This is a genomic window from Hydrogenispora ethanolica (genome assembly GCF_004340685.1).
In the GTDB taxonomy this organism is placed as follows: Bacteria; Bacillota; UBA4882; order UBA8346; family UBA8346; genus Hydrogenispora; species Hydrogenispora ethanolica.
This window is the reverse complement of the sequence record NZ_SLUN01000001.1, coordinates 204,372-216,436: the sequence shown is the minus strand read 5'-3', so window position 1 is coordinate 216,436 and position 12,065 is coordinate 204,372. Positions and strand designations below refer to the sequence as shown.

The 12,065-nt window shown below is 61.0% G+C and carries 10 protein-coding genes; 8 read left to right on the top strand and 2 right to left on the bottom strand.

What is annotated here, in order from left to right; genetic code table 11:
* The first annotated feature begins 389 nt into the window (after positions 1 to 389).
* The 8 genes from EDC14_RS00905 (at position 390) to EDC14_RS00870 (ending at position 8,183) form a co-directional block, all read left to right on the top strand.
* On the top strand, positions 390 to 1,190 hold the full coding sequence (locus EDC14_RS00905) for a Dam family site-specific DNA-(adenine-N6)-methyltransferase (protein ID WP_132012296.1): 801 nt from the start codon (positions 390 to 392) through the stop codon (positions 1,188 to 1,190).
* Entirely contained in the window at positions 1,187 to 1,696 is a 510-nt protein-coding gene (locus EDC14_RS00900; protein WP_207930688.1) for a PD-(D/E)XK nuclease superfamily protein, read from the top strand. The genes EDC14_RS00905 and EDC14_RS00900 overlap by 4 nt, the downstream gene beginning before the upstream one ends.
* 448 nt (positions 1,697 to 2,144) lie before the next feature.
* Positions 2,145 to 4,277, top strand: coding sequence for a BglG family transcription antiterminator (locus tag EDC14_RS00895; protein ID WP_132012295.1), 2,133 nt, complete (start codon positions 2,145 to 2,147; stop codon positions 4,275 to 4,277).
* Positions 4,278 to 4,392: 115 nt separating this feature from the next.
* Positions 4,393 to 4,665, top strand: a complete 273-nt coding sequence (locus EDC14_RS00890; protein ID WP_132012294.1) for a PTS sugar transporter subunit IIB — start codon at positions 4,393 to 4,395, stop codon at positions 4,663 to 4,665.
* A 35-nt stretch (positions 4,666 to 4,700) separates the two neighbouring features.
* Positions 4,701 to 5,963, top strand: coding sequence for a PTS ascorbate transporter subunit IIC (locus tag EDC14_RS00885; protein WP_132012293.1), 1,263 nt, complete (start codon positions 4,701 to 4,703; stop codon positions 5,961 to 5,963).
* A gap of 90 nt (positions 5,964 to 6,053) precedes the next feature.
* Positions 6,054 to 6,887 (top strand): transketolase, encoded by an 834-nt coding sequence (locus EDC14_RS00880; protein WP_132012292.1) that lies wholly within the window; start codon positions 6,054 to 6,056, stop codon positions 6,885 to 6,887.
* Positions 6,884 to 7,816 carry a transketolase family protein gene (locus tag EDC14_RS00875; RefSeq protein ID WP_132012291.1) on the top strand — a complete coding sequence of 311 codons (933 nt, stop codon included), beginning with the start codon at positions 6,884 to 6,886 and terminating at the stop codon, positions 7,814 to 7,816. The genes EDC14_RS00880 and EDC14_RS00875 overlap by 4 nt, the downstream gene beginning before the upstream one ends.
* 106 nt (positions 7,817 to 7,922) lie before the next feature.
* Positions 7,923 to 8,183, top strand: a complete 261-nt coding sequence (locus tag EDC14_RS00870; RefSeq protein ID WP_132012290.1) for an HPr family phosphocarrier protein — start codon at positions 7,923 to 7,925, stop codon at positions 8,181 to 8,183.
* Between the two features lie 78 nt (positions 8,184 to 8,261).
* Here EDC14_RS00870 and EDC14_RS00865 read toward each other — a convergent pair whose 3' ends face one another.
* A complete protein-coding gene (locus tag EDC14_RS00865; protein WP_132012289.1) occupies positions 8,262 to 8,885 on the bottom strand; it encodes a hypothetical protein in 624 nt (207 codons plus the stop codon).
* Between the two features lie 1,125 nt (positions 8,886 to 10,010).
* Complete coding sequence (locus tag EDC14_RS00860) at positions 10,011 to 11,954, bottom strand: endonuclease MutS2 (protein WP_165907693.1); 1,944 nt, start codon at positions 11,952 to 11,954, stop codon at positions 10,011 to 10,013.
* Positions 11,955 to 12,065 lie beyond the last annotated feature (111 nt).

Here is a 12,065-nt window from a genome sequence, read left to right as displayed (position 1 = left end):
GATCCTTTCTTCCCGAAACGTCATCCTAACTTCCCGAAGGCTTCGGGAAGCTTCTCCGGGGCTTCTGGATAAAGGACCGGGGTTCCGGGATAAAGGACCCATGCTTCGGGAGCTTTCCCCGAACCTTCGGGAAAGAGGACCAAAGCTCCGGGAAGCCTCGACAAGATTGGGGGATGCATCCCCGGCGCTCATCCCGGGGTCCCTAACCCATGCCCCGGCGGAATGGCGGGAATGCGATAAAAATCGCTGTCAATCATTTAAATCAGCTTCCCGGTATGTTAGAATCTGATCAATATGCGATGGTGTTGCAAAATGGCCCGGGAGCGCGCGGCGTTTGCCGCTCCTTCCGGATGCGGATTGCGGGCCATCGGTGAAAGCGGGATAGCAGGATGAGACCTTTCTTGAAATGGGCCGGGGGCAAGTACCGGCTGGTGGAGCGGATCAAGGCGCAATTGCCCGCCGGACGGCGGCTGCTGGAGCCGTTCGCCGGCAGCTGCGCCCTGGCTTTGAATACGGAATACGCTTCCTATTGGCTCAATGACATCAACCCCGATCTGATCCATCTGTATCAGACGTTGCAACGGGAGGGCGAGGGGTTCATCGCCGCTTGCCGGAGCTATTTCACGGCCGCCAATAATCAGCCGGAACGCTACTATCAGTTGCGCCAGGCTTTCAACGCCGAGCGGGATCCGGCGGTCCGGGCGGCGCTCTTCGTCTATCTGAACCGCCACGGTTACAACGGGCTCTGCCGTTACAACGCCGGCGGCGAATTCAACGTGCCCTTCGGCCGCTATCAAAAACCTTATTTTCCCGAGGCGGAGCTGCGCTACTTTTACGACCAATTCGGGCAGGCCCGTTTCAGTTGCATCGATTTTGAGGAAATGATGCGCGCCGCCGAACCGGGCGATGTGATCTATTGCGACCCGCCCTATGTGCCGCTCACCCGGACTTCCAACTTTACGGCCTACAGCTCGGGCGGATTCGGCGCGGCCGACCAGACCCGGCTGGCCGAAACGGCCGCGGCCATGGCCCGCCGGGGGATCGTGACCCTCATTTCCAACCATTATAACGAGTTTATCGCCACCATCTACCGCGAGGCCCGGATCGAGACCTTTGCGGTGCAACGCTTCATCAGTTGCAACGGGGACAACCGCAACGCCGTCCCCGAGGTGCTGGCGGTCTTCGAATGACGGAGGAAACCATGGACAGGCAGGGCGGATTGGCCAACAGCCAGGGCCGGACCCTGGAGCAGGTCGTGATCGCGACCTTGCAACAGAAAGGCTTTCAGGTGCTGCCGTATGCCAAATATCAGGGAACGCTGCTGGAAGGGGTGGCCGACGATCTGCTCCTGACCAACGTGCCGTTCGAAAACATCTACGGCCAGCAGAGCAAGACCGAGTTCAAGCTGGTCTCGCGGCGCTGGGGCGAGTACCGGATCGAATGCAAATGGCAGCAGTCGGCCGGCAGCGTCGACGAGAAGTTTCCCTATCTCTACCTGAATTGCATCGAGAAGATGCCGGAAGCGAATATCATTCTGATCGTCGACGGCCAGGGCGCCCGGCCGGGGGCGGTGGAATGGCTGCGCCGCGCCGCCCGCGAGCGGCTATACCAGGACGGGCTGCGGCAACCCAAGAATATCCAGGTCTTTTCCATGGCCGAGTTTGTGATCTGGGCCAATAAGACGTTCCGGGGGTAGGCCGGAGAGCGGCGCCCCTTCATTCATCATTACGGCGCAAGCGGCGAGCAAGAACCTTTCGTAATGAAACGAAAGGTTCTATTTTATTGGGCGCGGCATATCGCTAAATCAAACCGGTTGTGACATACATCGACACACCGATAGGAATAGCCGCGCTTGACGCTGGGACGGGCCATGCTGAAATGCGACGTTTTTTGTAACAATTTGGCAAGAAGCCATGTGGTAAAGTCTCTTTCACTTCGATTCGACCTGCAAAAGGATGTTAACATCGACTTTATCACTTGCTTCTCTGAGCTTTTGTGTTCACCCTGGCCTTCGGACAGGGTTTATCACAACGCTGCTAGATTAAACGATATAAGTCTAAAATTTCCGGAATGGTTGGAAAATTAATTTGTTAAAACCATGTTATACTTAGGTAAAAATCCGATTGCAATCGAGGAATGATGAGATGGAGCTGAACGGACGCTGCCTCGAGATCCTGCGGTTTTTGAAGGAAAAAGACGATTTTGTAGCGGTCATGGATATCGCGGCGCCATATGGCTTGACGGCGCGGGCCATCCGCTATGATCTCGACCGCATCGAAAGCTTTCTGGTGAAAAACGGCTACGGCTATCTGGAACGGCGCCATAACAAAGGGATCAAGCTGCCGCAGTCGGGAGGGCTGGACCGGCTGATCGCCTCCTTTGTCAAGACTTGCTCGCCGCAGAAGTATTCGTATTCCAGGGAAGAACGCCTGGCCTATTTGAAGGCCAAGTTGTTGCAGACGGCGGCTCCGTTGCAGCTAAAGTATTTCCAAAAGGAATTGGGCGTTTCCAAAAACACCGTCCTCAAGGAGCTGGACCCGGTGGCCGGCTGGCTGAAAGCCCGCAACCTGGCGCTGGTCCGGAAGCAGCGCGTCGGAGCCTGGGTCGAGGGTGCCGAATATGACAAACGAGAGGCGATCATGGAGCTGAATGCCATGGCCTTCTCCTCGGACGAGGTTTTAAGCTATCTCAAGGAGAACGCCGCCCGGTCCAAGCTGAACAGCCTCCAGTTTCAGCTGCTCTTTGCCGATATCGATCTGGACTTCCTGGACCGGCTGGTGAACCTGGCCGAACAGGAACTGGGCCGTAAATTCAGCGATACGGCCTATGGCAATCTCATCACCCATCTGGCGGTGATGGTGAAGCGGCTCCTCTCCCAAAAGAACGTCAACCTTCCCGAACTCCAGCTCGACGAAGACGCCGAGTTCAGCCAGGCTTACGGCGCGGCCGAACGGCTGGTGGCCCGGATCGAGGAGCGCTATTCGTTGCGGGTGCCCCGAACGGAGATCCATTATATCACCCTGCATCTCTTGAGCGCCAAGTTTATCAAGGAAAACGCCCCGGAATGGGCCTGCGACGAGCTGTACCAGGTGGTCCTGGGCATGACCGAGGAGCTGGAGCAAATCTACGGCGTCCAATTCGGCCCCAAAAAAGGGCGGATCATCGCCGGCCTGATCACTCATTTGCGCCCCACCATTTACCGGATTAAGTTCAAGTTGAAACTGGTCAACCCGATTTATGAGGAGATCATCAAGAACTATTCCGGGCTGTTTCAAAACACCCGCCGGGTGGCGCGGCGCCTCGAAGCATACCTGGGAGAGCCGGTCGACGATCAGGAGATTTCCTATTTGACCATGCACTACGGCGCGGCGCTCGAAAATGCGGCGCCCCTGCCGCAGAACGTCCGGGCGGTCATCGTCTGCGGGACCGGGATCGGCACGGCCACCCTGGTCGCTTCCCAGTTGGAACGGAAATACCAGGTGACGATCGTCGATATCGTCTCCTGCCGCGATCTGGTTTCCCGGGAGACGCGGGACGATGAGCTGGTGATCAGCACCGTGACCATCCCCGGCTGGCCGCGGGAGGACTATATCAAGGTCAGTCCGCTGCTGTTGCGGGAGGATGATGCGAAACTCCAGCGCCGGCTGGAACGGCGCTATAACGCGGCCGACCAGGAACGGGAGCTGACCATGGTCAGCCGCCTGCTGGATATCGTGGCCAAATACTGTGAGATCCGGGACGAACAACAGCTCCAATACGAGCTCTTATACGAACTGAAACGGGATCAAGAAGACTTTGGGAAAAGAAGGTCGGTCAAGATGCTGAATGAACTGTTGACAAAGGATACGATCCGGCTCAACCTGGCGTGCCGGGATTGGCGGGAGGCGATCCATTGCGGGGTGGCGCTGCTGCTCAGCCGGGGCGCGGTCGAGGAGTGTTATGAAACGTGCATTCTCAAGAACTTCGCCGAAATGGGCCCGTATATGGTGGTTGCGCCCGGGGTCGTCCTCGCCCACGCGCGGCCGGAGAATGGCGTCAAAAAACTGGCCATGAGCCTGATCACGCTGGAGCGGCCGGTCCGCTTCGGCCATGATCTGAACGATCCGGTCAAACTGGTCATCACCCTGGCGGCGGCCGATAATGAAAGCCATTTGAAGGCCCTTTCGCAGCTGATGGAGCTATTGATGAACAGCGGGGACCTGGAGCGGGTTTGCCAGGCCGAGAACAAAGAAGCGGTGCTGGAGATCATCCGCCGCTATTCCCGGGCCGGACAATGAATGGCGAACCGCCGGGCGGCCGGGCGCGGCGCGCCGGTACGAAGCAACGGAGAGGGAGGGGTGATAGGGTTTTTCGGAAGCGGGCTCAACCAATGACGATGGGTGGTGAAGACAAATGAAGATCCTGGTTTGTTGCGGCAGCGGGCTTGGCAGCAGCTTTATGATTGCCATGAATGTCCGGAAGATCCTGGACGACCTGCATATCAAGGCGGACGTGGAGCACTCCGACCTGTCATCGGCCAAGGGCATGAAGGCGGATCTCTACATCGGGACCCGGGATATCGCGGGGCAGTTGAATTCCACGGGAGGGAAGGTCATCTCGCTCAACAGCATGGTCGACCTGAAGGAGCTGGCCGACAAGCTGAGCCAGGCGCTGGCGGAAATGTAGTCATCCTAGCCAAAAAACGAAACGGAGGGAATCCTATGTTAAAGGTCATCCTGGATATCCTGAGTGTCCCGGCGGTCCTGGTCGGCCTGATCGCGCTGATCGGCCTCGTCGCTCAGAAGAAGGAAGGCACCGAGGTCGTCAAGGGCACCATCAAGACCATCATGGGCTTTTTGGTCCTGGGGGGCGGCGCGGCGATCGCCGTCGGCGCCCTGAGCCACTTTGGCGCGATGTTTCTGCACGGTTTCGGGGTGAAGGGGATCGTACCCCATAATGAGGCCATTGTGGCGTTGGCTTTGAAGGAGTATGGCGAGCAGACCGCCTTGATTATGACCTTCGGCATGGCCGCCAATATCCTGATCGCCCGGTTTACCCCCCTGAAATACATCTTCCTCACCGGGCACCATACGCTGTACATGGCCTGCATGATCGCTGCCATTCTGCTGGCGGGCGGGATCAAGGGCGCGGCGCTGGTAGTGGTGGGATCGTTGATTCTCGGGCTCACCATGGCCTTCTTCCCGGCCATCGCCCAGCCCACCATGCGCCGGATCACCGGCATCGACGACGTGGCGTTCGGACATTTCGGCACGGTCGGCTATGTGCTTTCGGCCTGGGTCGGCCGGCTGCTGGGGAAGAACTCCCCTTCGACCGAGGAGCTGAAATTCCCGCAAGGCTTGGCCTTTTTGCGGGATACCTCGGTCGCCATCTCGCTGGTCATGGGCATTCTCTATCTGGTGGTGGCCCTGGCCTCGGGCAAGCATTTCATTGAGACCACGGCCAGCGGCGGCCAGAATTTCATCGTCTTCGCGCTGCTGCAAGCCATCACCTTCGCCGGAGGCGTCTATGTCATCCTGGCCGGAGTGCGCCTGATCATCGGCGAGATCGTTCCGGCGTTCAAAGGGATCGCGCTGAAGATCGTGCCCAATGCCAAGCCGGCGCTGGACTGCCCGGTGGTCTTCCCCTACGCGCCCAACGCGGTGCTCATCGGCTTCCTCAGCAGCTTTGTCGGGGGAATCGTCGGCATGATCATCTGCATCCTTTTGAAAGCGCCGGTGATCCTGCCCGGCGTGGTGCCCCACTTCTTCTGCGGCGCGACGGCCGGAGTCTTCGGCAACGCCACCGGCGGCCGCAAGGGGGCGGTCTGGGGCGCCTTCGCCCACGGGCTGCTCATCACCTTCCTGCCGATCCTGCTGATGCCGACCCTGGGGAACCTGGGCTACGCCAACACCACCTTCAGCGACGCCGACTTCGGCGTGGTGGGGATCCTGCTCGGCAATGTGCTGCGAATCTTTATCCATTAAGCGAATCGGCCGCTGAAGAGAAATACGGGGGGACCTCTACCCGGGCGGCCAACCGTTTGGGATGGGCGCCCCCGTTTTTTGGAGGGAAACATGGAAGAAACCAGAATCAAGGAACTGCAACGGCTGGCCATCGCAGTCCGGCGCGACGCGCTGCGGGTGCAACAGACGGTGGGATCGGGCCATCTGGGCGGCGCGTTCTCAGCGGTGGAACTGCTGATCTACCTCTATTTTCAGCGCATGCGGCTCGATCCGGCGCGGCCGGACTGGCCGGAGCGCGACAGCTTCATCCTGAGCAAGGGCCACGCCGCCATCGGTTATTATAGTGTGCTGGCGCGGCGGGGCTTCTTCCCCCACGCCGAACTGGACAGCTACCGCCAGCTGGGCTCGCGGCTGCAGGGCCATACCCAGCTGGACGCGGCGCCGGGAATCGAGGCGAGCACCGGATCACTGGGCCAGGGCTACTCGTTCGGCTTGGGCATCGCGCTGGGAAACCGGAAACAGGGGCGCCAAAACACCGTCTACGTCATGGTGGGCGACGGCGAACTCGACGAGGGGCAGGTCTGGGAGGCGGTCCGGCTCCAGAGCCGCCTGAAGCTGGCGGGTCTGGTGCTGATCGTCGATGACAACCAGCTGCAGCTCGACGACTATACCCGGAACGTCAACGGCGCGGCGGATCTGGCGGCGGTCTTCCGGGCCTTCGGCTTCCACCCGGTGCCCACCGACGGCCATGACTTCGCCGCGATCGAGCGCGCCTTCGCCGCCCTGCGGCCCGACCGGCCTAACGTGATCATCGCCCGGACCGTCAAGGGCAAGGGGATCTCTTTCATGGAAGACCGGATCGAATGGCATGCCCAAAAGGTGAACGAGGCCGAATACCGGCAGGCCCTGGAGGAGCTCCGGCAACAGGAGGTGGCGTTAGCATGAACGGCTGGCAGGCGCCGCGGGACAGTTTCGGCCAAACCCTGGTCGAATTGGGCGAAACTCACCCCGAACTCTTTGTGTTGAACGCCGATGTGGCCAAGGCGACCAAGACCGAAGCCTTCGCCGCGCGGTTCCCCGATCGCTACCTGAATGTCGGCATCGCCGAACAAAACATGGCCGGGGTCGCCGCCGGACTGGCGCGCAGCGGCCTCGTCCCGGTCATGAGCACCTTCGCCTGTTTCGCGCCGGGCCGTTGCTACGACCAGATCCGCCAGTCCATCGCCTATTCGAACTTGAATGTGAAGATCGCCGCCACCCATCCGGGGCTCTCGGTCGGCATGGACGGCGCCATTCACCAGAGTCTGGACGATCTGGCCCTGATGCGGGCGTTGCCGGGCCTGGTGGTCCTGGCGCCGTCGGACGCGGTCCAGACCCGGAAAGCCCTGATCCGGGCGGTGGAGCATCAGGGCCCGGTTTACTTGCGCATCGGCCGCCTGGAATGCCCCAACCTCTTCCCGGCGGCGGAGGACTTTGTAATTGGCAAGGCTTATACGCTTCGGGACGGCAGCGACGTCACGCTGATCGCCCACGGCGCGACGGTGCAGCTCGTCTGGGCCGCAGCGGCGGAGCTGGAGCGGAGCGGCGTCAGCGTCAGGGTGTTGGATATGCCGTCCCTCAAACCGCTGGACCGGGAGGCGTTGCGCCGGGCGGCCCGGGAGACGGGGCGGATCGTCACCGTCGAGGATCATTGGCTCTGCGGCGGACTCTACAGCGCGGTCTGCGAGGAATTGGCCGCCGGGGGTCCGTGCCGGATTCGCGGCATCGGCGTGGGGGATGTTTTCGGCGAGTCGGGCGCTCCCGGAGCGCTCTACGCCAAGCACGGGCTGACCCAGGAGCGGCTGCTGCAGGAAGTGGCGCGGCTCCTGGCCTGACCGGAGCCGGGAGGACGGCGGCCGCGATGCAACGGCAGGATTTGGACGCTATTGCGGTCAGGATTCAGCGCATGGCAACGAAAAACGGATTCATGAGGGGAGAAGCATGCAAGAGCGGAGAATCACGATCAAGAATCCCACGGGCCTTCATGCCCGTCCCGCCTCGCTCCTGGTGAGAGAGGCCCAGCAAATGCAGTCCGAGCTCACCATCGAGAAGGACGGCAAGACCGTCAATCTCAAGAGCCTGATCAGCCTGTTGAGCCTGGGAGTGGCCATGGGCGACACGGTTCTGATCCGGGCGGCGGGGGCGGACGAGGCTGAGGCCTTGCAACGGTTGGAACGGGTGATTGAGGACTTTCAGAGCTAAACGAAGGAAGTAGCCCTCCAAGGAGCCGGAGATGATTCTCCGGCTCCTTGCACGGAACGGACTCCGCCGTCCGATAGCTTAATTAAAATCATGTCTGGACTGGTCGCGCAACTCCTCCGGGGTCAGCTCGCGGACTGCGGACCCGGCAAGGGGGAGTTCAAACGTTCCGCGGTGGATCTCCAGCCAGACGGTGTAGTCGTTCGCGACATAATGGGAGACGGACAGCAGCAGATATTTATCAGCCAGCTGCCACAGTAAGAAGGGATACTGGCGGTCGTCGCCGAGGTCCGCTTCCGGGGGCAGTGGGATGGGACTGCCGGCGCCGTACAGTTCGGCGAAGAGCTGCCGTAGATTTTTGAGATAATCCGTAGCCAGCGTCTCGGCGAGATCGGAGCCGCTCTCCACCTGAAAATCCAGGTACTCCAGCAGCCGGTCGCCGTCGAAATTCACAGTGGTGTAAACATCCTTCCCCAACAGGCTGGCGTAAAAGCGGATATACCCGCTGTCGGACCTTTCGGCGTCCCGGATCCGGGAGGTCCGCAACAGATAATTGATCTTGTCGACGGTCACGGCCTCGCTGTCGCCGAGGCGGAAGATCAGGTAGTCGCCCTTGACGTTGGCGTAATCGGCGGCCCGGGCGGCGCCGGCCGCTCCCAAAAGGGTGATCAGCAGCAAAAGCAGCAGTACCGGAAGCTTTTTCATGAGGACCTCCTTCTCGGGTGTGGGATGGCGGGCCAAAAGGGAATGATATGATCATTATAACTCAACTTTCGCAGAGAAAAAAGCCATCGAAACCATGATATATAAGCATTAAAAATAAAACAGAAAGATACCTTGACAAACAGCCTAAAACCAGATCCCTTGCCCTTTAAAAGGGTAACCGCCATTCTTCGTAGGCTAAAAGAATTTTACGAAAGATCGGGATAATCTGAATGCTTAACAAAATCCATTGGCGCTAAAGCCCTGTTCTTTTAATGCTTTTTATCGTATAAAGGTTCACGACGATATAACGCGGACTTCGCCAAACTCCGTATTATATTTCTTTAACTGAGTATCAGTTAGCTCCGCTCACTCACGGAAGGAATTGAAGGATAAGTCATGAAGTCTATGGTCCTAACCCTCGGCCCTTTCCGAATCGGGCAATGTCATCAAGTGATGATTCCATATCTTGGAATTTGGTTTCAACGGTGCCTACGATGTAGACGATATGCGGGCCAACCGGGGCATGAATGCCCCGGCTACAAGATGGAAGCCTTCCGTGGCTAATTTTCAGCAGAATATTTTATCCCGTTTTTTAGGGCCTTTCAAGGTCCTTTCGCCTTGTAGCCGGGTGATTTATCGCCCGGTCGGCGTTCAATTCGTCAGCGAAATTTTTCCACGATAGCTTGATGACATTGCCCGAATCGGGAAGGGGAACCACCGGGCTCCGTGGCCCAAAAGCCTTTGGGCTGCTGAGAATGGTGGTTACTCTCCCCGATTCGGGCCATAACCAGGATGGTTTACGCACGGCGGTCCATGGATGGATTACCGCCGGGGAGAGCCAAGAGAGCTGCGGCCTAGACCTAACCCCTATCATGTTTACGATTTTCTTGCGGAGCTAACTCGATCATCTTTCTTTAAATAGACTCCGGAGGATGGTGGTTACCCTTTTAAAGGGCGAGGGATCTACAATTTTGAACTGCGAGATGGACCGTTTCTTTCCAATCCATTATCGGATCCGCCGCTCAAAAGCGGGCCGCGGCGCGGGAGCAACTTTCGCTTCCCGCGCCGCGGCGGTTTGTGGGGGCGGTGAGGGCCGGCCTTTACCATGGTTTTTTCGGCAGCGGCTCACTGTTCCTCCGGGCTCACCACCCGGGCCACGCCCGGCAGGTGTTTCCGTCCCATCTGGTGTTTGAGGCGGCGTTCCTCCTTGGTGAGCAGCACGATATTGAGATCGTAGTCCGCCGGGTACAGCTGTTCGGCGGGGATGAGCAGTTCCACCCGCTGCAGCGGCAGCTCCATCTTTTTGCCCTTGATCAGCACCCGGATCCGGCCCTTGGCGTCCGGCGCGGTGCAGACCACTCCTTTTTCGGCCAGGAAGGGGACGCTCACCATGTCGCCGATCTTCACGGCCGGTCCGGCAGGGGTGACCGCTTCCGGCGGGGCGGACGCTGCGGGCGGCGCCGGTTCGACGGGGCCGTCCGGTAGCGCCGAAGCCTCCGGGGGCGCCGCCGGGTCCGGCTGGCGCAAGGAGCTGGCTCCGGCCAGCCGCGCTTCCGCGTTGGCCAGGATCTCCGGGAACATGCCCAGCTTGGCGGCGATCCACAGCGCCTGGCTGGCGCCGGGTTGGCCGACGACCAGCCGGTAGAGGGGCTTCAGATTTTGGCGGTCGAAGGCCATGGCTCCGTTGCGGAAGCCCGGCGCGGTCAGCGCGTACTGCTTGATCTCCGGGTAGTGGGTGGAGGCCAGGGTCACCGCGCCCCGCTGGTACAGGTATTCCAGGATGGCGGTGGCCAGGGCCGCGCCCTCGGCCGGATCGGTGCCGGTCCCGACCTCGTCGATCAGGACCAGGCTGCGCTGGCCGCACTGCCCCAGGATGGCGATGATGTTGGTGATATGGGCCGAGAAGGTGCTGAGCGACTGGGCGATGCTCTGCCCGTCGCCGATGTCCGCCAGGACCTCCTCAAAGACCGCCAGCTCCGAACCGGCCGCCGCCGGAATGTGCAGCCCGGCCTGGGCCATCAGGGTCAGCAGCCCCACCGTCTTCAGGGCGACCGTCTTGCCGCCGGTGTTGGGGCCGGTGATCACCAGGCTCCGGTAGTCCTGGCCGATGGCCAGGTCCAGGGGGACCGGCGTCCCCGCCAGCAGCGGATGCCTGGCCCCGGCCAGCCGGATGCGGCCCGTCTCGTTCAAAGCGGGCGCCACCCCGCCGCTGGCCCGGCTGAAGCGGGCCTTGGCGAAGGCCAGGTCGTATTGGGCCATGATCTCCAGATCCCGGGATAATTCGGCAATGCGGGCGGCCACTTCCGCGCTGAGCTGGGCCAGGATCCGGCGGACCTCCTCCTGCTCGGCGGCTTCCAGCTGGCGCAGCGCCGCGGTGTACTGGGTCACCGCCTGGGGCTCGATGAAGAGCGTGGCTCCGCTGCCGGAGCTGCCCACTACCGCGCCGGGGACCTTCTGCCGCTGCGCCGCCTTGACCAGCAGCACATAGCGGCCTTCCTTGAAGCTCACCACCGCTTCCTGCAGCCATTCCCGGGCGGCGGGCGCGGCCAGCAGCTGCTGGAGCTTGCTCTGGATCCGATCCTGCAGGCGGGCCATCTCCCGCCGGGTGCGGCGCAATTCCGGGCTGGCGTCGTCCGCCACCTGGCCGTCGCGGATGCAGCGTTCGATCTCCGTCTCCAGCTCGGGCAGGGGAACCAGGCCCAGCGCATAACCGGCCACCATGGCCGCCTGGGGCTGGTCCAGCCGTTTGAGCATGAATTCGCGGGTTTTGCGGCAACCGCGCAGGAAATCGGCGATTCCCTGCAGCGCCAAAGGATCGAGGACCGCGCCGATCTCCGCCCGGCGGAAGGTCTCGCTCAGGTCGGCCAGGCCGTACAGGGGCGGCGCGCCCGCCGACTCCAGGATCCAGCGGGCCTCGCTGGTCTCCCGGAGCAACTCGGCCACTGCCGCCGCCTGGGTCCGGGGGGTCAGGGCCCCGGCCAGGCTCCGGCCGAGTCCGCTGAGGGCCAGGTCCGCCACTTGGGCGAGGATGGCCGGAAATTCCAATATTTGAAGGGTTCGGTCGTTCATAGGGGATCTTCCTTTCGTCTGCATCGTTTTTCGGGCAAACAAAAAAGCCGCGTTGCATCACGCGGCTTTGGACAGCGCCAAAACACTGCCCGCCGGTGCCGGGACGCCCGG

What these genes read in the sequence shown, in the direction of transcription:
- EDC14_RS00875 (WP_132012291.1), top strand. Translation starts at nt 6,884, where the DNA reads ATGAACGGCTGGCAGGCGCCGCGGGACAGTTTCGGCCAAACCCTGGTC.
- EDC14_RS00885 (WP_132012293.1), top strand. Translation starts at nt 4,701, where the DNA reads ATGTTAAAGGTCATCCTGGATATCCTGAGTGTCCCGGCGGTCCTGGTC.
- EDC14_RS00880 (WP_132012292.1), top strand. Translation starts at nt 6,054, where the DNA reads ATGGAAGAAACCAGAATCAAGGAACTGCAACGGCTGGCCATCGCAGTC.
- EDC14_RS00865 (WP_132012289.1), bottom strand. Translation starts at nt 8,885, where the DNA reads ATGAAAAAGCTTCCGGTACTGCTGCTTTTGCTGCTGATCACCCTTTTG.
- EDC14_RS00860 (WP_165907693.1), bottom strand. Translation starts at nt 11,954, where the DNA reads ATGAACGACCGAACCCTTCAAATATTGGAATTTCCGGCCATCCTCGCC.
- EDC14_RS00905 (WP_132012296.1), top strand. Translation starts at nt 390, where the DNA reads ATGAGACCTTTCTTGAAATGGGCCGGGGGCAAGTACCGGCTGGTGGAG.
- EDC14_RS00900 (WP_207930688.1), top strand. Translation starts at nt 1,187, where the DNA reads ATGACGGAGGAAACCATGGACAGGCAGGGCGGATTGGCCAACAGCCAG.
- EDC14_RS00890 (WP_132012294.1), top strand. Translation starts at nt 4,393, where the DNA reads ATGAAGATCCTGGTTTGTTGCGGCAGCGGGCTTGGCAGCAGCTTTATG.
- EDC14_RS00870 (WP_132012290.1), top strand. Translation starts at nt 7,923, where the DNA reads ATGCAAGAGCGGAGAATCACGATCAAGAATCCCACGGGCCTTCATGCC.
- EDC14_RS00895 (WP_132012295.1), top strand. Translation starts at nt 2,145, where the DNA reads ATGGAGCTGAACGGACGCTGCCTCGAGATCCTGCGGTTTTTGAAGGAA.